This is a genomic window from Phormidium sp. CCY1219, from assembly GCF_055795085.1.
The window spans coordinates 1-21,750 of sequence record NZ_JAYFEQ010000735.1; the positions used below are offsets into that span (position 1 = coordinate 1).

Genomic DNA, 21,750 nt, shown 5'->3' on the forward strand with positions numbered 1-21,750 from the left:
CAGATTCGCTCTCCCTGTCGCCGCTATGCGATGTCAAGGTATCGCTGGGTTCTTCGCTGGATGAGGTGACGCTGCTGCCAATTAGGGTATCGCCTTCGTTCCCTTCCACGCCATCCTCACTGCCGATGAGGCTGTCTTCCAGTCGATCCTCGATGTTGCTGTCGGTGGTTTGCAGGTCGTCGGTGGGGAGGCGATCGCCGCTACTGCCATCTTGCAAAAACCACTCGGTAAACTTCTCCTCTACTTCTGTCAATTTGTCGGTTTCTTTCTCGACATTGAGATTAACACTCCGATTGCTCCCCTCCAACGGCAAATTCTCTGCGAATCCGCTTGGAGAGAGATAATCGCTATTCTCGGGAAACAGGGGCGGATCTGTGGGCGAACTCGGCAAGGACAAACTCGCCACTGGATCCTCAAACAATGATTGATGTTCCGATGCACTCATGGATTACCTTCCTTTCCCATGTAGGAAACTCGATGATTTTTTGTCGTAACAGTAATGCCGGATACAGTTTTTTTCTGAAAATCGATCGCACCGCCAACCGGGTTGGCGCAGAATTTACAATTTCAGAACGAAAATTAAGCTTATTATCTATCGGGAGTGAATCTTTTGTCTAGAGAAAAAGCCCCTGCTTCACAGAAACTTTAAAAATGCCGCGATCGCAGACAACCCTCTGTGGGAGTCAGTTGTAAATTTACTCTAACCAAATAAAAAGTACCATCTTCACAGAAACTTTAAAAACTCAGTAATTATACGCTGCTTCTGAGTGGCATGGGTTTTGAATTTCCAGGATTACCCGGTTGACATAAAAGCCCTCAATGGTAAATCGCGATCGGTTTCGGGTATGGGGCCTCGTTAACATGCAGCCCCCACCACCAAAGGTGAAACCCATCGCCAACTCTCTCACCTCACCGGACAAGTTCCTCAATCAGGGATAGATTCCCACCGGATTAGCAAGCAACCTGAAAGACAAAAATCGGACTTCGGGAATTTTTTTTACTCGGGCAGCGCATAATTTTTGATTTTATTCCCCAATATCTGAGAAGAAGGCAAATATCAAGCCTCACCTTATCCGGAAAGGCGAGTTTATTCTGTTTCGCATTCGCCCTCATTTCAAGCTTAATTTGAGCGCTTTGACGCATAATATTTTTCAGTTGTCCCTAACACTCCCTTGAACGGCAAAAAGGAGAACAAAGCAAACCGCAGACCGAGGCAATCTAGAAAAATCGTTGATTTTTGGAAAAGTTAGTTTTAAGGGACAATGAAACTTATACGGAAGCGAAAAACACAACAAAAAGCAATTTTTCCTCGGGACAAAATCCAACTTTTTCCCGAGTTGGTTCCAGCCATAGTCGAAGAAGCGATATCGCCCAAACAGCCGGGAAGAGTCAAATGTCAAGGTTCCTACTGGTCAGCCAAGCTTTATCACCCGGACTGCCAGGTGACGCTCGAACCGAGTCAAAAGGCACTTGCCGTGGGCATTGAAGGAATTACTCTGCTGATGGTAACAGATTAATTCACTGACTAAATTCTCTCAATAAATTCTCCTGCGTCAGCGGATTTTTACCGTTCTAATTTTTGCCCTTCATTGTTTTTATTACAGGAAGTAACTAAGATGTTAGAACTCGATACTATCTTCAACGAAAACCAATACTTGCAAGCCTATCCCGACGTAGCTCAAGCTATTAGTAACGGCGGATTGGCATCTGGGTTGGAACATTTCAACCAATTCGGACAGGGGGAAGGCCGCACCCCAACTGCATGGTTTAACGAAGAATATTACTTGTCTGAATATGGAGACGTAGCCACTGCCGTACAAAACGGGCAGTTTGCTTCCGGACTCGAGCATTATCTGGCAATGGGTCAAACCGAAGGTCGCAATCCCAGCGCCTTATTTAACGAAAGCTTTTACCTGTGGGAAAATCCAGATGTAGCAGCGCAAATCGATCCGATCGCGGGTTTTAGCAGTGGCTTCCACCACTACCTCACTTTTGGCCAATCCGAAGGTCGCGAAGCCTATTCGCGCATCGTTCCACTGTGGAATGAAGCCGTACAGCAAGCAGTTCGCAATACCAATCCCGGTCCTACCATTGCCTCACGCGCCTATGGGATACTGGGTACGGCGATGTTCGATGCTTGGGCAGCCTATGACGAAACGGCGATCGGCACCCAACTCGGCGACAGCCTGCAACGTTCTGCCGAAGAAAATAACCCGCTCAACAAAAGCAAAGCCGCTAGCTATGCTGCTTATACTACCCTACGCGACTTGTTTCCCACTGAAGTGCGGTTGTTCGATGATTTGATGACCCAACTGGGATACGACCCCTCCGATACCTCTACCGACCCTAACACCCCGGCTGGCATTGGCCGCCTGTCTGCCCAAGCCTTACTCGAATTCCGCCACAACGACGGCTCCAATCAGCTCAACGGATACGACGATATTACCGGGTATCGAGCCGTGAATACCCCCGATACCGTCACGGATCTGAACCGCTGGCAACCCTTGACACAGCCCCTCGACGACCCCAACGGTGACGTGCAAGAATTCCTCACGCCGCAGTGGGGAGAAGTGACGCCTTTCGGTCTATCCTCCGGCGACCAATTTCGTCCCGAAGCGCCCCCGGAATTTGGCACGCCTCTGTTTGAGCAGCGGGCACGAGAAATCCTGGACATCAGCGCCAATCTCACCGACGAACAAAAAATTATCGCCGAATTCTGGGAAGATGGTGCGGGCACCTCATTCCCTCCCGGCACTTGGATGAACTTCGGTCAGTTCGTCTCCGATCGCGATTCTCACACCCTCGATGAAGACATCCAGCTATTCTTCGCCCTCGGCAATGCCGTATTCGACGCCGGCATCGCCGCCTGGGATGCGAAAACCCATTACGACTACGTGCGACCCGTCACCGCCATTCGGGAACTGTTTGCCGGAGAACAGGTGGAAGTGTGGGCCGGTCCGGGAGAAGGCATTCAAACCATCGATGCGGCGGAATGGCACCCTTATCAGCGCCTTGGCAGTCCCACCCCGCCATTTTCGGAATATGTTTCCGGACACAGCACCTTTAGTGCCGCCGGGGCGGAAATTCTCCAGCGCTTTACCGGATCCGATGAGTTCGGGGGTTCGGTGACCGTAGAAACCGGCGACTCCTTTATCGAACCCGGGGTCACTCCAACCACTGATGTCACTTTGAATTGGCCCACTTTTTCCGCCGCCGCCGATGAGTCTGGTATCTCCCGCCTTTACGGGGGCATTCACTTCTACGAAGGGGATATTAATGGACGCACTTTAGGCCGCCAAGTGGGAGATGCCGTATGGGATCGCGCTCAATTTTATATCTCTGGTGGTGTGGAATAACGCCCACCCAGAATGGGGTTTAAAGTGTTTTGGGTTCAACGTTACATTTCTAAACCCCACTGGAATCGTTGTAGGGGCGGATTGCTTGCCCCTACGACTTTAGACCTTCCCAAACAAAATTCCTACAGCACTCTACCTCAACTCTAGGAGAATCAACCATGATACAGCTTAATGCTGCGCCTGTTTCTAATATTTTAGGAGGAGTAGCGCTACTGTGCTACAGTATCACTTTGTTGCCGACGATTCTGCGAGTTGTTTTTCCAAAATTCAAGCAAACCGGAATTCCCAAACTGCTCCTCAAGCATCGTCGTACTGTGGGAATCCTTGCCTTTATTTTTGCCTTGGCTCATGGCTACCTTTTGATAAAAAAGCGAAATATTGACTGGCTGGATATCAACACTTCTTGGATTTACATTCAAGGAGTAGCTACTTTTACAATCTTTACTCTTTTGGCAATCACTTCTAATGATTGGAGCGTAAAAAAGCTGAAAAAAAACTGGAAGCGCTTACATCAGCTCACTTACTGGTGTATGTTTTTGCTGGTCTGGCATGTTTGGGAAAAAATGGCAGGTCATTGGACTTATGTCACGTTAGCCAGCAGCATTTCTCTTCCGACCCTATCGATTTTGTTTTTAATTCGACGGTGGAAAGAGCGAAGTCGCAAAAAGTAAAGGGATGGACTCGTGCAAACATAATGGCAGATAGTAGGGTGGGCAGAGCCACTCTCAGAAGTGCCGATATCGACTATCGGTTCTCGTGTCTGCCCACCGGACAAACCGCTCTTTATCAATCAACAATCTTGACAGGTAAATATAAGTTACAGGGAGGATGCCGAAAATGCTTTTTATCCCAAAATTTTTGCGGGTTTTTGCAGTGTTAGGCGGAACGGGATTGGCGGCAATTTTTACGACAAGTTGGTTAAACTCTCTATCGGAAACCCCCGCGTTCTTTCCGGGTTTTCCTGAAGCGTCTATGGCGGCGGCAAGTCGTACCTTACAGGGACATTCGGTGTGGGTTTATACAGTGGCCATTTCGCCGGATGGCAAGCGATTAGCGAGTGGGAGCTATGATGGAACGATTAAAATTTGGGACGTAAAAACGGGAAACCTGCTACGGGAGATTTCGGCACATTCTGATGCGGTAGCTTCTCTGGCGATCGCACCCAATGGAAAATATCTCGTCAGTGGCAGTTGGGACAATCAAGTGAAGCTGTGGGACTTGGAAACCGGGAAAGCAATTCGCACCCTAACCGGGCACAGGGATAATGTGAAAGCAGTGGCGATCGCACCGAATGGCAAGTTAATTGCCAGTGGCAGTACCGATAAAACGATTCAACTCTGGAACCTGGAAACTGGCCAGCAAGTGGCCAGTTTTCGGGATGCAGACTGGGTAAGAGCGCTCGCCTTTTCCCCGGATGGGCAATTTCTCCTCAGTGGTTGTGAGGATGGCACGATTGGCATTTGGCAGCTTGAAACGCAAAAAAAATCCCTTGCGATTCAAGCTCATTCTGATGTGGTTCGTTCCATTGCATTTAGTGCAGATGGGAATTTCTTCGCCAGTGGGAGTGATGACAAAACCATTAAACTTTGGCGCAGCCGCGATCGCAGCTTGTTGCAAACCCTGACAGGACATACTCGTGCCGTGCTATCCCTGGCATTGAGTGCCGATGCCCGCATCTTAGTCAGTGGCAGTCACGATCGCACGGTGAAACTGTGGAATGTATCAGACGGAAACGAAATCGAGACGTTCCTCGCTCATGCCAAACCCGTGTGGTCAGTGGCATTGAGTCCCGATGGAAAACATTTTGCCAGTGCCAGTGGGGATAAAACGATTAAATGGTGGTCTGTATCTGCCCATGTCAACCCTCCATCTTCTCCCACACCCACATCCACACCCTCTCCTGTAGAGATTCCGATAGAAATTATCGAGGACGAGACATTGGCACAGTTAAATCAAATCCTCTACGCGCAGCTCGATCGCGCTTGGCAAACCGTGGAGTTTACACAGAGTTTAGCCTATCGGGTGACGGTGGCTCGAAATGGCGCGATCGTGGATTACCAACCGTTGCATGTAGCCGCTGCCGATTTTATTGCTCAAACTCCTCTGCCGAATTTACTGACCGAACAACCTCCTACTGATTATGCTAATTTTCATCTAGTGTTACGCCCTTCCGGTGCAATCGAAGTCAATCCCTGGCGCGGATGGCTCCGTTAATTTTTTCGGCGTTCTTTACATGCCATTAAATTTGTATAGAAATCGGAGATAGTCGGGTGGGCAGAGCCTCTTTTATAGGTGGCGATCGCCCATTGGTTTTCGTGCCTGCCTACCCGACAAACTAAGTTCAAAAAACAATTTTCCGGCCAAATTTTCAAAACCTTTTCCGATAGCTCCGCATATTTTTTGGATTATCCTCCCAATAAATATATAGAACGACAAAGACAGTAATTCTGCGGCGCAATGCAAATTAAAGAGCAGATTTACTGGGTTCTGCGAAGAGTAGAAAAGGAAGTATAGAAATGAAACCCTTGCAATTTATTGGCTCGCTATTTCTGTTAAGCTTGGCCGTGAATCAACCTTCTTTATCCAGTGAACTCACATCAAAAATTTCCTCCGGGATGAAAGAAAATAATGTCGAACAGACGGAGCCAGATAATTCAGTAAGGACTTGCACCGATCCCAATGGCAATAAATATCCCTGCCCGAAATCCGTTACCCCCTAAAAATGGGAAGGGGATGGAGGGGGAAACAAGCGCTTGCGAGCCATTCCCAACCACCGATCCTCATCGAAGTCCTGCGGATTGGCTAGATTATAGCACATTTCCCACTGCACGAGTGTTTCCGTGCTGACCCCCGATCGCTCTAGCACTCGAGCCATCAAACAATATGCAGCAGCGCGATCGTCATCCAGGGCAATTGCCATTTGGAGCTGTTGTATAGCCTCTTCATATCGGCCTTGCTCCAGTCTGGCCCACCCTAGGTTTTTATGCAAGGCATATTTTACCGGCACTTCGATCGCGAATTGCAGCCCCCGCCCGCTCATTTCAACGGCTGCATCGTAATCTCCATCTTCAACGATCGAGAGCCGCGCTAACTGGCTATAGGCTGCGGCAAAACCATATCGTGCGGCAATTTGATAGTGAGTTCGGGCACAGTCAAAATTTCGGACTTGCTCGCAACTCCATCCTCGAGAGTAATGGGCGGCTGCATTGTGCGGGTCGAGGGCGATCGCCAACTGTATTTGTGGCTGAAATTCGCGCCAGCGACCGGCTTGAAAATCTTCAAACGCCCGATTGTTAATCGTCGTCGCCAGTTTTGGTGCCACAACTTGCCCGCCCCAGATACAGAGTGCTAACAGGAATAGGATAGCTGTAGGTTTCCGCCAGCTATGAATCCAGGGTTGAGGGGGGGAGGGAATAAAAGGAATTGTCCAGGGAGAGCGGGATAATTTTCCCTCCCAGTTTCCCGAAACCCGTTCAACCGTTGGGGCGGCCACTAATTCTGCCCAATTTTTCGGCACCACCGTTGTATTTTGACAAACGATCGGCAACCATGTCGCACAAGGAAATTCCCCTTCTAAACCTTGCAATCGTTCTCGGGCTTCTCGCATTGCGAGATAGAAGGAATTGCCCCCAGAAAATGCCAGGAGAAAATACTTCAAAAAGGTTTGGGCTACGCGATCGGGCACCGGTTCGCGCATGACAATCGTTTGAGGGATGTGTAATTGAGCCAGTTCTCGGGCTAACCCCAACCCATCGCAAGAGTTAAAAATGGCAAATTGCAATCCGCCAGCGAGTGCTTTTTTCAATCCGTATTTTAAGTCAGCGATGGTTAAGCGCTCTGTGGGATTGATATAAATGCAGCCGCGATCGCCTTCGGTAGTGCTATGTCCGGCAAAAAATAAAATTTGCCAACTTTGTTGCCACAATTGGTCATTAATCTGTTCGTGACTCGGTTCCACCAGAAAAGTGACCCGCGCATTGGGTAAATTTTCGAGTAATTGGCGATCGGCTTCTACATTAATGCCTTCTTGATGGCCGAGAATTGCTAAAATTTTGACCGCTCCTTGGCGCTGTGGTGCGGTCTTTATCCGTTGCGCGTAGGGAGGAAGCAATCCGAGTTCCGTTTGCGGATAGCGCTCGAAAAAGTCCCACAAATGCCAAGGCAGTTTTTGAATCTGCGGATTTTCGCTGCGAATCAGAATCCGGGTTGCTTCATCTCGAGCTAACTCTTCTCGCAGAGTGCGGTCAATGGGGCGAAACGCTTTCGCCTCTAACCATTCCTGGAAACCCTCACTCAGTCGGTTTGCGGCGGCGCGACATTCCTCGATTCTCTGATTAATCGATCCGTTGTAAATAATTTGCTTGGGCTTTATCCCGCGCGCTGCGTCGATATTGCGATACTTTGTTTCCCATTGCTCCAGTAGGGTTTTCAGCTCGGGTGCTGGCGGTAATCTCCCCGGAATTTCTGTGGAAGGGCGATCGCCCTCCGGTCCAATTTCAAGGGTGACGCGAAAGCCCACCGTATCAAAATCACCGTCGAATCTGACGATCGCTAATTTACCCATGAGACTCTCCCCTAGAGTGGCTGGTTTGCATCAGATGATAAAGGCTTCCGTGATGCTCGTATTGCCTAGCACTATTTTAATACCAAAGCGTTCCCCCGGTTCGCCACTAAAATTAAGTTGAATATTTTTCGTGCTGCGCGCGCAAGCTTGCATCACCGCGACTCCATCGTCATCGAGAACCATAACTTGCAAATCTGGGGGCAAATGACTTTGCTCTGGGGTGGGATAAACCTCCAGCCAAATATCCATTTCTGAAGTTGAAGTTGGCTTCATCCCCACCACCAGTGCCACGCGATCGCCGCCCCGCGTCACATCTATCACTTTCCCTCGCTTTACACTGCTTTTCCCATCCCGCACATTCCACACCAGTTCCATTGTTTGCGGTGTTAATATGCGTTCTACACTCTCCCACCCGCGATCGCAAATCCCGCGCAGCCATTCACTTAGGTGAATCGGTTTATTTTCCCTCAATTGGTGAACGCAGTCTAAAAAATTTTCTAGACTTTTCAACTCGCCAATTGTCAATTCCTCCGTGGCTATTCTGGAGGTAAATCCGAGCAACTTTGCTTCTTTCATCGAAGCAGAAATCTCTACAATAATATAGCCGATTCGATTTTCCCAAACCGACTGGGTAATTTCCACCCACTCCGACTGCGCTAAGGCGGGACGACATTCTATTTTGCCCAGGCTTTCTAATTCTAAATCTGCCACATCAGCCAAGCTTTGCAACACCGGATTCCAGCTATCGCTTGCTTCTAAATTTGTGGGAATCCCCATACATTTACAGTAAAAATTAACCGCCAGTACCGCTAAAGTATTGCGATACACCTGTTCTCCCTTCGCTGGATTCAATTGCTGTTGGCGAAATTTTTCGGCTACTTGATGGAAACTGGGGGTCAGCGGTACGGTAAAATTCATCGAAACCTGGTTACTTTTCATTGCTTTGATAACCGTGGAATGTTTAATAGTCATTGGTCAAGATTTCTTGGAAAAGAGGCTTAAATTCTTTGAGCGATCGCTGATAAAAGTCGCTTAACGTGGAAGTCTTGACATCAAGTTCGGCGGAAATGGTTTTCCATTTTTTTCCTGACAACCGAGCCAGTGCGATTTGCTTGAAATTAACATCCGGACGGTTGACCAGGGATTTGTTGGTAAATACCTGTTGCGGATCCTCTTGCAGGTACTGTCTGAGGACTTCCGACATGGAAGGTTCCCGGCTACGGTGGGGAAGAAATTCTATCTCCAAGGTGTCACTTCGCAATACCTCCTTTTTCCCAACAACTATTTTAATTGCTTCAATTATAAATCGTTTGTTCAGTAGGTAATTTACCCAGGTTATAACTGAAGCTCGCTGCGGATCGTATTTATCAATGTTTTCACAAATAAAGAGCCATAGGAGAGAAAGAGCCTCTGCATAGATATCTTCATAAACCGAGACAAATTCACCTTTGCGGGGGCGCGATAGTTTTCCAGAGCGCGCCAGGGCTTCAATTAATTTCGTGAGCGCGATCTGTCGCTCCTTACTGTGTTGCGGATGCTGTTTTGCCTCTAGGGCATACCGTTGCATTTCTTCGTCCGCGCTTTTGCTCTGTGCCTTATTCATTCCAGTTCTCGGTTATTCCCCCTCACGAGCTTCTACTGCTTTTCTCTGACCCTACCGACAAGTTTTACGGCAGGCGTCACGGTTTGTAACAAAACTTTACATTAGAGGATTGTATCCGAAAAGGGGGCTTCTGTGGTTCTCCAGGAAAACCGGACCGGGGGAACAGATGGAACCATTCAGCCCGGAGGAACATTTTTTGGCGTCCTGAGTGTGGATAGGCACCACCTTGTTAGCCTTGTCCTCATGGAGCTAGGGAAGAAAACCCTGTCACTATTGTGCCATAAGGAGGCGATCGCCTTTTGGTTGAGGGACGAAACAGAAAAATTAAACATATAGAACCGCGATCGCTCCTTGGCTGAAGTTTTAAAAGGGCGATCGCTGGCTAATTGTCTACCGCAGACTGGGGGTATTATTTTCCTAATATACGACGCCAATCATTTATTTCCCGAGACAGTAAAAGCTGGTGATTAATTGGTTCTAAATGAGAAAGAGCATTTCTGATGTCTTTGAGCTGTTCAGCCAGTCGCTTTATGTTGCGATTCCCTGCCAGATTACTGTTGAGTTGATACTCAATATGTCCGATTTCTAGATCGCGCAGATCTGAGATTACACCAAAATTCGTTTGAAACGGTACCGTTAAAATATCCTTACAGGTTGACAGAAGCTCTTGTCGTCTTTCTTCAACAAATGGCAACAGTACACCCACTTGAGCGCTCCATATTCTGCGGTCAATTTCTTTCGTTGAGTCATTGAATGCCAAAGCAGCAGAATGAATTTTTTCTTCTCCCTCTATTATATCTTTCACACCTCTATGCCAGGAGTCAGACCCCGAGCTAATCATTTCATCGCACCAGCAACGGGATTGGCCAATTTCTAGAAGAATTGGCAGGGGATTAAGAATATGTTCTAGACTTTCGTAAGCCAACCACTCACTAACATTCGGATCCCATAGAGCTAAATTCGCGATCGCTGAGATAGCAACCTGCTTTTGCAGGTCAGAGAGTTGTTTACCGGAAAAAAGGTGGGCAGTAAATAGCAAGATATCGAGGCGATCGACCACTCCACGCCAATAATGATGAGACAGACAGACATCCTCCCTCGGGGGGTCGATTGCCAAATCACCGATTAATGGCACGCAAAAGAGGGTGCGATTCCATTTAGAAACCGATCGGCAAGACTGTTCGTAGTTCGTGAGGAATTTTTTCCAAGGCCCCCAAAGAGGTGGTGTTAGATTCTCAATCCAGATAATTTTTCCGCCAAAATCCTGATGTTGTGCCAGGGTACGGGCGTTGCGAATTTCCGTGGGGCTAATCTCTCGAACAAAAATATTAAAGAGTTGATGAACGGGTTCAGTTTCATTTTCCTCTAGCAGGGAGAAAGTTTGCCAATGCCACTCCTCCCCGATTTCCAACCGAACAGCACTAGAGAGACCAGCAGGCATATGTTTTGGCAAACAGAGAACGACATTTTTTCCGTCGATGAGGTCTTGAACGATATCGGCAACATATTGATTTGGGCCAGGGATTTGCCACCAAAAACGATCCATAAGGTTTTATTCTTCAATCGCAGTAAGAACCCGAGCTAAAAGAGGATCGACGCGCCAGTTACCATTACCTTTTGGCAGGACTAAATGAAGGTGTCTTGCCCACTCAAGCGTTTGCCGAACAATGTCCTCTGATATCCCTTCCTCAATTCCAATTAAATCCTCTGCCGATGCTTCTTCCAGAGTTTTTAAAACACTTAATGCATGTTGGATTTCTGTGCCCACGTCTTCTAGACCCATTAACTCCCGGATATAACGAGCAGAATCGGCATCGTTGAGGGAGTTTTCCACGGTTTTTAAATGGTGTTCCCAAGAAGTTAGATCTGCCTGACATTTTTGATAAAAGTGTTTGAGAAGTAGCGGCCAGTTTCCGGTAACTTCAGTTATTTTTGCTCGGCTTTCTTTATCCCTCGCAGTAAAGTTTCCATCTTCCAGCCATTGTCGCAGTGCATCATCGTGCCAGGGATTGATAATTATTCCCTTAGAAACTATGGATTCAATTTCTCGGTTGGGTTGACTAAATAATTCCCAGGTTTTTCGAGGATTTGCCATAAAGCAAATTCGGACGAAAGATTTCTTTGAAGTGAGTTTTCTAACTCTTTTAAGTGCAGTATCTACCCACTCTTTGTTCCACTCACAATCTGCAGACACCAGAACAATGTTGGTGCCCTCAACTTCTCGAGGACGATTGTTCTTAATATCTTCTAAATGTTTGGTAAAAGATTTCAAATTGGAAATTTTTTCAAGGGGTATAAAGAATTCCGAACCAACTGCTGAAACTAGGAAATCATTCATTTCCTCTAAGCCGAGAGCCGAACTACCAAAAATGATGGAGACATCATTTTTACGTTGGCGCAAGATGGATTCTTGTTGAACTGTTAAAGGACTGCGCCGAGAAATATCGTTTGGCAAAGCCGACCGAAAGGTTCCGAGTTTAAATTCTGGAGGAGCTTCGCGTTCTTTGAGAAGTTCCTCTTCAATTTGCTTTTTCGTCCCTAAAAGCAAGACTACATTCGGACTTCTCAAGGCATAATAGTCATCTCGGCTCTCTCTTAACACCCCTAAACCAACCATTTCTTCTAATAAAGCACGGATTTCATCGGTTTTCTTGTCTTGAAACCCTGCCGGCCACCAATCTAGAACGGCATCGCGCAGCCAGGAAACGGAAAAGCCTTCTACCATGCCTTGGTTGCTTTCGAGAGATTCGTAAGCAATGATATAGGCAATCACCTCGTAGCGTTGATCCAGTTGCAATGTCCACATAAAGCGATCGCGAATCGCTTTGCGAAGATTTTGGCTTTGATAGGCTTCATCCACTTGACTCTCCGTAATCTGATAGGGAGGGGTGGTGTTGGGATTGAATTTCCTTAGATGATTCTTATTAACATCTCGGAGCAACTCCTGGCAGTAGAGCTGAATTAAGCTGGGATAGTAGTTGGTTTGCGACAAAATTCGCGTTACCAAATCGTCGGATAATTCATACCCGATACTCGCAAACGGTTGTTTAATCAAGTTTCTGGCTTCCCGCCATTCCCCGTTGTCCAATAAAGGACCGATGCAAATTGGAGTGCCATAATGGGCTAAGGGTTGATTTTCTAACCTGGTGGTGCGCTGTACGTTATGCAACCCAGCAAACACCACCTTAAACCGACGTTCCGTTCGATCCATCAATCCTTTCAAATAACTGGTTTGAATGAATCCACCTTTTCCGCGATTGGTTTTTGCCATTTCCGCGCCATCTAATTCGAGGAACTTATCCGCTTCATCTAGCAATAAAAGAATTCGACGATTTTTATCTTGTTCCAGCCAGTTGGTAATATGTTGCAACAACGTTTCTGCGCCTGCATTTGATGGGGTGGTGGAGGGAACCACTCCTAAATTTTTAAAGACATCGGCAAGCAGGCTCCAAAGATATTCGATAGACCTTTGAATCCCAATTCCAGCGGCTTTTAAATCCAGCCAATAGGCAATTCTTCCTTCTTCCGGTGCGTGGACTTCTCGTTCTACAGAACGCAATAATGCAGTTTTCCCTAACTGCCGCCCCCCATAAATAAAGCAAGAATCCATCGGGTCTATAATGGAGTCCCGCTCTTGCTTGCGACCATAGAAAATCTCAGGTGGAACCAGTCCAGCAGTTGTTGTGTAAGGTTCCAAGAATGTAAAAGGCAAAGCACATTGAAAGAGAGTCGGAAGTCGTAAACCGGTTTCGCCACACAGGTAAAGCATTAATATGTCGTCGATCAAAACAAATGTCCGACGGCGTTCCCGACAGGTTCGAGCGAGTTCTCTACGCCACCGCTCTGTCAAGCGACCGAAAAAGAACACGAATGCGGGAGAACCATGTGTGGTTTTGCCAACATCATTGATGATGTCTTCTGCAGTGGGTCTTCCCCATACGCAAAGAATTCGGTATTGTCCGTTCGCCGCCGAACCATAGGTATAAACCGGGCATAACTCTTGGTCTCGAATGACTTTGGTGGTTAGATGAATCAAACAAGTTTTCCCCAAGGATGGAGTAACTTCAATTTTGACGGGATTAAAACCGAGGCTTTCTAAAATTGTTCTGGCATCATTCTCATCGATTGTTGGCTGCGAATTTCTTCCTGTACCCACTCTTTTGGCATTAAACCATGCTTCTAGCATTTCCGCAGCTCGCTCAGTTTGAGCGCCAGTCGGACGCCGCAAATCAATATTACAAAATCGGTCTCGATCGCGCACTTTTTTTATGGCAATTCCTGGACCGGGTATATCTTCCATGAATTCGCCAATTTCAATTGCTTTTTTTGGGAAAAAGTCACTAAACGTATCTGTCTCTAGTTTGGTTTCTGGAAGCTCATTCCCACGATTCACCATATCTATATATTCATTGGCCGTTAGGACATCGCCTTTGTCCAACAGCTCGCTAATGCGTCGAGCATTGGGATGTTTTTCCGATATAGATAAATACTCCAGTCTGTTTCTGACATGCTCGATTGCGATTGTTTTTTGGTCTTGAATTGAAGATTTTATGCGATCGAGTTGGTTGTGGCTGCGATCGAACCGAAGAATTTCATCAAAGTTATTTTCAATCTCTACGATTTTAGCGGCGTATTTAGCCCGGTCAGCTTCCTGTAAAATTCCAAATGCCACCGCACCTTCTATCTGACTTTTAGTTTCCTTTGCATCTCTTTTTAAGCTGTCTCGGCATTCTTTTAAACTTTCTATCCGTACCTCTTCCAATTCATCAATGTTGATGGAGGCTTCTGGGTAATTCTGAAGATACTCGATAATTCGCTCGGTTGCTTCGTGATTGCGACTATCCGTTTGATTCTCGAAGCTTTGCCGCCAATCTGAATAAGATTGAGCAATCAAACGCAAAATTTTATCGAGCAACGAATAATCGATGGGAACTTCCACTTCCCAATCGTCATCCAGAGGAAGGGATTTGATTTTGAGAAGTTCTGCATTGAGCAGATACTTCAGTTTGGGTTCGCCTGTGGGTAACGGCGCAGTTGGATCGAAGAGAGTTCGAATGTCTTTTACTGCCTTTTGACAACAGGAAATCCCGGCTATAACTGATAGAGAATTTTGCTTGGCAACAAAAGATTCTAGCTCTTCTAAAACTGCATCGTGCCGACTTGAAAGGTCTTGCTTTATCTGCTGTGCTTGCTTTTGCGAAAAGTCATTTTCTATGTCTGTTCGCGATTCTTGAAGCTCGATCCAGCGCCGTGCAAAATCAACAGCATCTTTCACATGAAGGTGAATTCTACTCAATGCCTTACCTGTTACGATACTCGCACCACGACTAGCAGCATTTAAGTTTTTCTGCGTCCTTTTAACTTCTGCATCAATTTGAGACTCGGAAGATAATAGCTTTACCGCTCCTTTCACCGTTTCCAGTTGATTGGCATCATTGTCTCTAATCGGTATCAGCAGAGAGTAAACCCTTCCCTCTGGTTTGAGCCATGTCTTCCACACAGCCTTGGCCAATCCATAGATCATGTCTAACAGTGGGGCTTGTGACCACCATTCTTCTACTTCCTGACGCAGGGACTTCATGTCAGATTCCCACGCTTTTTGATTTCTGACTTTTTTGATGGCTGCTGTATTCAGCGCACAACGCTGGTTCCCATAATTGGCTATGGTTTGGCAGTATTCAAAAAGTTGGTTCAGACCTTCTCCCAGTCGAAGATAATTTAAGATATTCGAGGCGTTGGTATTTGGCGCGAGCAATGCGGGGCGCAATGCTGAAGCAGCTAACAGTAAACTGAGGCTCTGATTCCACTCCCCCTCATTTTCGATGAAATAGCGATCGCTAAAGTTGGCGAAGTCTTCCATCAAGATGTTGGCAATTTCTCCAACTCCTAGGTCATATCGCACATGACGACCAAGGGCGACTCCTCGAATTAACCATGATGGAAGTCTTGGCTGTAACTCGCGGAATTGATTCTCCAAGCAACGCCCTAAATGAAATGCTAAACTGAGTTGATCCTCGCGCAGCAATTGCCAAATCAGGTAATGTAGGGCTAGGGCATTTTCTGCAACATTGCTGTTTAATATAGATGCAGCAATCTCTTGTACGTCGGTCAGTTGTTTATCCGTTACTTCAGAGTGGGTTTGAGGTGAGGGTAATGGGGGTGCTTGGGAACTAGACTGCTTAACAGGTGGCCATTCCTCAGCCTCGTGGGTTATCTGAACTACTACAGTTGATTCTGGGCTATTATCTGTTTTAGACTTGGGTGCCTGGGTACTCTTTTGAGTTTGAACGTTGGTGTCAACAGGCTTGTTTTCCTTAGGAATTGACTCTGACTGGGAGGCTAAAATGAGTTTTCCTGTCAATGCTGCGATCGCCAGAGGCATCCCAAACGATTGCGCCACTTTACTCTGGAGTTCTTCCACAAGCTTGTAGTTGGGAGAGTCTCGCTGTGAAATCAGCCTCAGCAGTGCGGCTAAGGGATGTATTCCCGAGGCTAACGTTTCTGCTTCTGTAGGTAGGTTGGTTTCTTGTTTTGAAATGATTCGTTGCAGTTCCCGGGCTTGTTCTTGGCATTCCCGCAAGGGTGAAAAGTCGTTTTCGCTATAATCAATCGCCAAGACCCGCTCCAGAACGGACAAAGCACTTTGGCGGATTGTCTCTACTTCTGCCTTTTGCTGGTTTGCCCGTGCCACCGCTTGTTCTAACAACGAGTGGAGTTCCCTTAGGGAAACAATCTCATTGGCTCCTGGAACCGGAGAACCTCCGGATGATTTTATCTCTTTTAGCACGTTGGCGCGCAGTTCTTCAAACTGGTTGCGGCTGGTGGCAAGTGCTGCAATCAGTTCTTGCGATAGAGGAATCTCGGAGTCTTGAAAGGCTTTTGTCGCTTCAGACAGCCGACTCTTTAGGTGGGAAAAAGATTCTTCCAAATCCTCAATTTGTTGGAGTAATTCCGTTAACTGGTCTTGCATAGGCTTACATCCCTGGCTGACTTTTACTGAACTGATTCACTGGCCTTTGCACCTTCTTGTTTATAATGAAGATGCCCCCCGCTTGTATTAATTGTTACTGTTGTTCTCTTTCTGTCCAGCACAATTGCTTTTCATTATCTTAGATCGTTTTAATCTCATCTGGGTAAAAAAAGGGAGTTTATATGTAAAGAATTGTTGCATGCCGAGGAAGTATTACAGATTGAAAATAAACAATAGTATTGTTGATATCCACCATGCCCAAACTGAGGAGCCACAAAGATATGTCTGGAAGCATGAGATCTACATCCGCAATATTCTGGACTCAAGGCGATAGAATCGAAGAACATCTGCGAGAATCGATAGAGTAACAAGTTGCTGATAAGCACTCGAATGCCACTGGGGACAGTTTGCGAATGCGATCGCCCCACCGACATCGCGGGCACACCCAACTCCTCCACCCCCCGCAGGAAACTCGAATCATCGGCGATCGCTTCATCAACCCGTTAAGCTAATGACACACCACCAGCATGTTGGTGAGTGTAGAAACCCGTCAGGGAGCCAAAATGAGGGAACTGTGCATCGATTTACCCGAACCGACTTCCACCGCAACCGAGCTTAATGCCCCGCACCCAGCAACGCTACCGCAACCGCCCCACGCGGAATTACTGCTGCGTCGCTTAGATTTCATAACGCAAATTCTCCTTCCTTTACCGCACTGGCAGCAATCTCGGTGCGCTTGTTTTGGCAAGCTTTCTCACAACCGACAGAGATGCGATCGCCACCACCCTACTCACCTTCGTCGTGCCTAGCGGCAATCTGCATGCGGCTCTAGATACCATAGCCTTTAGTTCTTGGTTTCCCTGGGCGTGGCTGGAGATTTTCGATGGCGTCAACTACTTTCGTCGAGCGCTCGGTTCACTCGTAATGATTAGGATAATCATTTTGAAGGTCTTCAGCACCATCTGATTAGGGGAATGTTGTTTCATCAACTTTCGCAGACGCTCCCTCTGGTTTGGGGTGGAGCTGACTCTTCTCCCGTTCTCATAGCGCAGGTGGAAACATTGGAAACCACCGACAGGATGGCTTGCACTCCCCCGCCGACAGTTTCGGCGTCGATGAGCGTTCAATGCGGCACCAGTTTTGGGAAGCGATCGCGCAAAGACTGACCGAAATAATACTGACACCAAAACTCCGCGATATCGAGCAACTTTGGTGCGGAAGAGGGAATCAGCCCGGTGCCGTAGCTCGGTTCGTAGTCCTCAGCATATTCTCGGGCGAGTTTGTATGCCCAATAAGAATGCTCTCACTCTACAAAGCAACAAAGGGCATAATCGAGTAGCAGCAGATTGCCACTGCGAACGAACCGCACTCTCGCCCACCTCCTGTTGCGATACTCGTTCCCTTGCTCCGCCTTTAACCGATTCAGTAACGATTATCAACCTCGCCTGGGCGGTAATCCCCAAAAATTTTCGTACTTCACGAACATGAGAAACGCTATCTTTTAGAAACATAACGCCAGACTCAACAACTTTTCGTCAAAATAGGGGCAGGAATTCTATTCTATCTTGATACTCATCCTCAAATGAACCTTCAGCAATCAATAGCAATTGTTCGAGGTTTTCCCCAATACTTAATTTGGGACTCAAAATAAAAATTCCAGGGACATGATGCTTTAAAGCAATATGCTCTACCAGGTGAACGGGCATAGACTTGCGATTTTTTGTCACTAAAATATAGTCCTGTTCTTCACACCACAGTAAAATTTATGGATCCAGTGTCCCTTACCCCGATCGCCTGGAAAATGTCTCGCCCCTCTCACCCCAGTCGGTTGCCCCAAAAGTTGCGAATTGCAAACTGAAAACCATGATGGACAACCGCTCTCTTTCCCGGAACCCTGCATCAAAATACTTACGCTTTCTGGAAGGGCAGCGATTCCGAAGCTGGGGACTGTGGAAGTGCCTGCCCTCTGGAGTTGCAGTGAATTTTCCAATTGCTTTCTCAAGCAGCGATTTCCTGATTTATACTGTAGAGTATTGCCAGGAAGCACTCAAGCAAGCTCCGAAATTCTGTGGCTCTTTGCCCTCGGTGGAGAATCGGTTTTGATTGTCCTGAATGCCTGCGAAATTACTAACCCCAACCCCTAACCTTGCAATGAACGAACTGCGCCAATTTGGAACTCTATCGAACTCAGAAGAAACCGATCGCCTGGGAGAGGTTCTCTGTCAGTGTTTTAACCTGCCACTAAATGAATGGGACAAGTATCGCGATCGCATTGGGGGGGAGAACTTCCGCATCTTGCGTCAAGGCAGAGCGATCGTGGGCGGGTTGGGTATTTATCACATGGGACAGTGGTGGGGGGGCGATCGCGTGTCAATGGCAGGTATCGCCGCCGTTGGCGTATTACCGGAGGATCGCGGTACCGGTGCTGCGGTAGAATTACTCACTCACACCCTAGGAGAACTGCATCGCCAAGGGATAGCACTTTCCACCCTTTACGCCGCCACCCAACGGGTTTATCGGAAAGTGGGATACGAACAAGCCGGTGAGTTCTGTGATTGGGAAGTGACCCTGGATAGCATTCAGATGCGCGATCGCACGCTTCCCCTGCATCGCGTCGAATCGATTCACGCCGAAGTCTTTGCACCCATTTACCGCCAACAAGCCCTTCATTACAACGGCAATCTCGATCGCAATTTTGCCATCTGGCAACAGATCTTGCAACCGAAAGGCGATGAAGTGGTTTATGCCGATTTAGTTGGCAACCCCAACCAACCGGAAGGCTATATTATTTTTACCCAAAAAAACACAGCTCAAGGTGTTAAATTAGTCGTCCTGGATTGGGTGGCATTAACTCCCGCCGCTGCCCGTCGGTTGTGGACTTTTCTCGGCGATGCCCGTTCCCAAATTAGCACTGCAACTTGGCGCGGTTCTTCGGTGGATTCGTTGCTGTTGTTCTTGCCAGAGCAAACCGCTAAAATTACGCATTTAGAACGCTGGTTTATGCGAGTTGTTAATGTGAAAATTGCTCTAGAACAACGCGGATACCCCGTGACGTTAAATGCCGAATTGCACTTAGAAGTTCGCGATACCCTGCTACCGGAAAATAACGGTAAATTTATCCTAACTGTTTCCGGGGGTCGAGGAAAAGTCACCCCTGGGGGACGCGGCGATTTACGCCTGGATCCGCGCGGATTGTCTCCTCTCTACAGTGGGTTGTATAGACCCTATCAACTGCAACTGGCGGGACATCTGGAAGGTACGCCCAATGCTGTTTCTGTGGCCACAGAAATTTTTGCGGGTTCGCCACCGTGGATGCCGGATTTTTTCTAGTGAAACATGGAAAAATGGTAGAATCAAGTGGAGGAAATTTGAGGGATGTAAATGGTGCGATCGCTCTCTATCAATTCTCCATTGATGTTATTTCTCAGGGCAATTAAATCATAGTAGTGAACCTCGCCAGAACCAAGAGTTTTGCGCGCCAAGTCTTCCAATGTATCTCCGGGTCGAACGCGATAGGGAATCCAGCGATATTCTCGGCCAGAAAGGGTAAAAGTCGGGGTTTGCTGCAACCATTGTTGATAGCGACGATCGCGATTGAGCAACAATCGGGATTCCGCTTGATGGAGGGCTTTTTGCCAAACTTCATATCCCCGTCGGCTCAAATGCAATCCATCGGTGGTGCAGTCGCGGCGTAAAATATTGTCTGAGTTGGTAAAGGAGGAATTCAGGTCGAGAAAAGTGGCGTTTTGTTGTTTGGCGATCGCGGCGAGTTCGCGATTGATTCCGGAAATTCGGGTATTTGGAAGGGAAGGTAAGCGAGTGGGTAAAATGGACTGCAAAACGACCTGGGCGGTGGGGTGTTGGTATCGCAGTTCTCGGATAATTTGGTAGAGATTGTGAATGACTAGGGTATCGGATTTACCCTGGCGCAAATCGTTAATGCCGGCTAGAATATAGATGGCATGAGGTCGAGTGATGGAAAAGGCGGACAATCGCTTTAAAATTCCATTGGTATTATCTCCAGAAATGCCTTGGTTGAGCCAAAGTCTTCCCTGGGGAAGGAGTTCTGAGGGAAACCACATCGTTATCGAATCGCCTAATAAGATGGCCAGACGATTTGAACCCTGTCCGTAAGCCAGAGCATTTGCTTCTCGAGTTAATAATGTTTTCCAGTCTTGATAGGTTGGCTGACCGATCGCTTTTTCCCAGACAGCCTGAAAGCTATCGGGGGGTAAAAGGGTGTAAGTTCTGCCGGCTTTTAACCCTTGTAGCCGTTGCCAATACATTGCAATTCCAGACGTGGGTCGATTCATATCTAACCTCTCACTCGTTCTGGAATTCAACATAAACGAGTTGAGCGGAGTTAGAGGGAAGAAGTGGACATTTTGTCAAGCGGTTCAATATGCAGGGGCGATCGCGGAGGTCAAAAAGCAACTCAGACGATTTGGGTCATCGATCGGCGGCTGATGGGGAAAGAAAGTAGCAGCGAACTGTCCAGAGAGGTGCGATCGCGCTTTTAGTTTGCACTCCCCACGGCGAACTCTCCTTTGCTTACACAGATCCATCAAAAATCGTCCAGTGATTCTCCGAGTCGAGTACCCGATAATCCCCCAAAAGATTAGCCGCAATCAGATGGGAAACACTCGTACTTTTCCAGTACAGGGTATGGTTTTGCACTAATCCGAATGCCATTCCTGCATCCCCCAAGCTTTTTTGCAGAATATCCTGGGATTCGAGATACTTATCCTTAAAAAACAGATGAGACGACTGAAGATTTAAACTGGAATAAAGCGGATAAGCAAACACATCCGTGGCGTTAATGATATTAATCCACCGCAAAGGTTGCTTGATATAGTGACTGGCAAACTGGTCGATTTTTTGAGACCCAATCCCCAACAGGCGATCGAAAAATAAAATGGGCGAACCCATTGTCGTCAGGCTTCGCAGATAAACTTTTCTTCCTTTATCGGCGGGACTCAATCCTTTGATAACATCGCGAATGTAAACCGCCGGATCTGAATTGCTAAACTTATCCGAGAATAAAATATCCCATAAAATAACGCTTCCGAGGGAATGAGCGACCAGATGAAGGTCGTTGTCGCCGGGATGTTCTTTGAGAAATTCAAAGAGTTGTAAGGCAACGCTTTTTCTAACTAAAGAACCAGTTTCGGAATTTAAGTACTTGATACTCCCTACGGATAAATCCGAGGGATTCTTAAAGAGTCCAAAGTCGGACTTTTAAAGGCGCTTTTCCCCA

At 47.2% G+C, this 21,750-nt stretch carries 16 protein-coding genes; 7 read left to right on the forward strand and 9 right to left on the reverse strand.

The genetic code is table 11. The annotated features are described in order from the left end of the window. Positions 1-445: hypothetical protein (locus AC0QH1_RS22320; RefSeq protein ID WP_324633551.1), on the reverse strand; the 445-nt coding region annotated here is incomplete at its 3' end. An 817-nt stretch (positions 446-1,262) separates the two neighbouring features. Between AC0QH1_RS22320 and AC0QH1_RS22325 the strand changes: the two genes are divergently transcribed. The 4 genes from AC0QH1_RS22325 to AC0QH1_RS22340 all read left to right on the forward strand — a co-directional run bounded on the left by AC0QH1_RS22325 (position 1,263) and on the right by AC0QH1_RS22340 (position 5,570). Further along, entirely contained in the window at positions 1,263-1,517 is a 255-nt protein-coding gene (locus AC0QH1_RS22325; RefSeq protein ID WP_324633553.1) for an NfeD family protein, read from the forward strand. A gap of 99 nt (positions 1,518-1,616) precedes the next feature. Next, a complete protein-coding gene (locus tag AC0QH1_RS22330) occupies positions 1,617-3,356 on the forward strand; it encodes a vanadium-dependent haloperoxidase (protein WP_324633554.1) in 1,740 nt (579 codons plus the stop codon). Between the two features lie 158 nt (positions 3,357-3,514). Beyond that, positions 3,515-4,027: a ferric reductase-like transmembrane domain-containing protein gene (locus AC0QH1_RS22335; RefSeq protein ID WP_324633555.1), complete on the forward strand. Its 513-nt coding sequence runs from the start codon at positions 3,515-3,517 to the stop codon at positions 4,025-4,027. A gap of 166 nt (positions 4,028-4,193) precedes the next feature. Then, the gene (locus AC0QH1_RS22340; protein ID WP_324633556.1) at positions 4,194-5,570 is read left to right on the forward strand and encodes a WD40 repeat domain-containing protein; all 1,377 of its coding nucleotides are present in this window, start codon (positions 4,194-4,196) and stop codon (positions 5,568-5,570) included. A 502-nt stretch (positions 5,571-6,072) separates the two neighbouring features. Here the strand turns inward: AC0QH1_RS22340 and AC0QH1_RS22345 are convergent. From AC0QH1_RS22345 to AC0QH1_RS22365, 5 genes are all read right to left on the reverse strand, one after another. Further along, a complete protein-coding gene (locus AC0QH1_RS22345) occupies positions 6,073-7,920 on the reverse strand; it encodes a CHAT domain-containing tetratricopeptide repeat protein (protein ID WP_324633557.1) in 1,848 nt (615 codons plus the stop codon). 30 nt (positions 7,921-7,950) lie between these two features. Then, complete coding sequence (locus AC0QH1_RS22350; RefSeq protein ID WP_324633558.1) at positions 7,951-8,892, reverse strand: DUF1822 family protein; 942 nt, start codon at positions 8,890-8,892, stop codon at positions 7,951-7,953. Beyond that, on the reverse strand, positions 8,882-9,523 hold the full coding sequence (locus AC0QH1_RS22355; protein ID WP_324633559.1) for a hypothetical protein: 642 nt from the start codon (positions 9,521-9,523) through the stop codon (positions 8,882-8,884). Before AC0QH1_RS22355 ends, AC0QH1_RS22350 begins: the two co-directional genes overlap by 11 nt. A 409-nt stretch (positions 9,524-9,932) precedes the next feature. Beyond that, entirely contained in the window at positions 9,933-11,069 is a 1,137-nt protein-coding gene (locus AC0QH1_RS22360; RefSeq protein WP_324633560.1) for a hypothetical protein, read from the reverse strand. A gap of 6 nt (positions 11,070-11,075) precedes the next feature. After that, positions 11,076-16,451 carry a hypothetical protein gene (locus tag AC0QH1_RS22365; RefSeq protein WP_324633562.1) on the reverse strand — a complete coding sequence of 1,792 codons (5,376 nt, stop codon included), beginning with the start codon at positions 16,449-16,451 and terminating at the stop codon, positions 11,076-11,078. Positions 16,452-17,026: 575 nt separating this feature from the next. On the opposite strand from AC0QH1_RS22365, the gene AC0QH1_RS22370 reads away from it, so the two are divergent. After that, entirely contained in the window at positions 17,027-17,302 is a 276-nt protein-coding gene (locus tag AC0QH1_RS22370) for a hypothetical protein (protein WP_324633564.1), read from the forward strand. A gap of 726 nt (positions 17,303-18,028) precedes the next feature. Here the strand turns inward: AC0QH1_RS22370 and AC0QH1_RS22375 are convergent. Continuing rightward, on the reverse strand, positions 18,029-18,220 hold the full coding sequence (locus AC0QH1_RS22375; protein ID WP_324633565.1) for a hypothetical protein: 192 nt from the start codon (positions 18,218-18,220) through the stop codon (positions 18,029-18,031). Between the two features lie 424 nt (positions 18,221-18,644). On the opposite strand from AC0QH1_RS22375, the gene AC0QH1_RS22380 reads away from it, so the two are divergent. Then, on the forward strand, positions 18,645-19,823 hold the full coding sequence (locus tag AC0QH1_RS22380; RefSeq protein WP_324633566.1) for a GNAT family N-acetyltransferase: 1,179 nt from the start codon (positions 18,645-18,647) through the stop codon (positions 19,821-19,823). A gap of 23 nt (positions 19,824-19,846) precedes the next feature. Here the strand turns inward: AC0QH1_RS22380 and AC0QH1_RS22385 are convergent, their stop codons facing one another. Next, positions 19,847-20,806, reverse strand: a complete 960-nt coding sequence (locus tag AC0QH1_RS22385) for a GDSL-type esterase/lipase family protein (RefSeq protein ID WP_324633567.1) — start codon at positions 20,804-20,806, stop codon at positions 19,847-19,849. Between the two features lie 72 nt (positions 20,807-20,878). Between AC0QH1_RS22385 and AC0QH1_RS22390 the strand changes: the two genes are divergently transcribed. After that, positions 20,879-21,013 (forward strand): hypothetical protein, encoded by a 135-nt coding sequence (locus AC0QH1_RS22390; RefSeq protein WP_324633568.1) that lies wholly within the window; start codon positions 20,879-20,881, stop codon positions 21,011-21,013. 31 nt (positions 21,014-21,044) lie between these two features. On the opposite strand, the gene AC0QH1_RS22395 is transcribed toward AC0QH1_RS22390, so the two are convergent. Continuing rightward, positions 21,045-21,473 carry a hypothetical protein gene (locus AC0QH1_RS22395; RefSeq protein ID WP_324633569.1) on the reverse strand — a complete coding sequence of 143 codons (429 nt, stop codon included), beginning with the start codon at positions 21,471-21,473 and terminating at the stop codon, positions 21,045-21,047. Positions 21,474-21,750: the final 277 nt, after the last annotated feature.

What these genes read in the sequence shown, in the direction of transcription:
- AC0QH1_RS22345 (WP_324633557.1), bottom strand. Translation starts at nt 7,920, where the DNA reads ATGGGTAAATTAGCGATCGTCAGATTCGACGGTGATTTTGATACGGTG.
- AC0QH1_RS22355 (WP_324633559.1), bottom strand. Translation starts at nt 9,523, where the DNA reads ATGAATAAGGCACAGAGCAAAAGCGCGGACGAAGAAATGCAACGGTAT.
- AC0QH1_RS22340 (WP_324633556.1), top strand. Translation starts at nt 4,194, where the DNA reads ATGCTTTTTATCCCAAAATTTTTGCGGGTTTTTGCAGTGTTAGGCGGA.
- AC0QH1_RS22380 (WP_324633566.1), top strand. Translation starts at nt 18,645, where the DNA reads ATGAACGAACTGCGCCAATTTGGAACTCTATCGAACTCAGAAGAAACC.
- AC0QH1_RS22325 (WP_324633553.1), top strand. Translation starts at nt 1,263, where the DNA reads ATGAAACTTATACGGAAGCGAAAAACACAACAAAAAGCAATTTTTCCT.
- AC0QH1_RS22385 (WP_324633567.1), bottom strand. Translation starts at nt 20,806, where the DNA reads ATGAATCGACCCACGTCTGGAATTGCAATGTATTGGCAACGGCTACAA.
- AC0QH1_RS22335 (WP_324633555.1), top strand. Translation starts at nt 3,515, where the DNA reads ATGATACAGCTTAATGCTGCGCCTGTTTCTAATATTTTAGGAGGAGTA.
- AC0QH1_RS22330 (WP_324633554.1), top strand. Translation starts at nt 1,617, where the DNA reads ATGTTAGAACTCGATACTATCTTCAACGAAAACCAATACTTGCAAGCC.
- AC0QH1_RS22350 (WP_324633558.1), bottom strand. Translation starts at nt 8,892, where the DNA reads ATGACTATTAAACATTCCACGGTTATCAAAGCAATGAAAAGTAACCAG.
- AC0QH1_RS22360 (WP_324633560.1), bottom strand. Translation starts at nt 11,069, where the DNA reads ATGGATCGTTTTTGGTGGCAAATCCCTGGCCCAAATCAATATGTTGCC.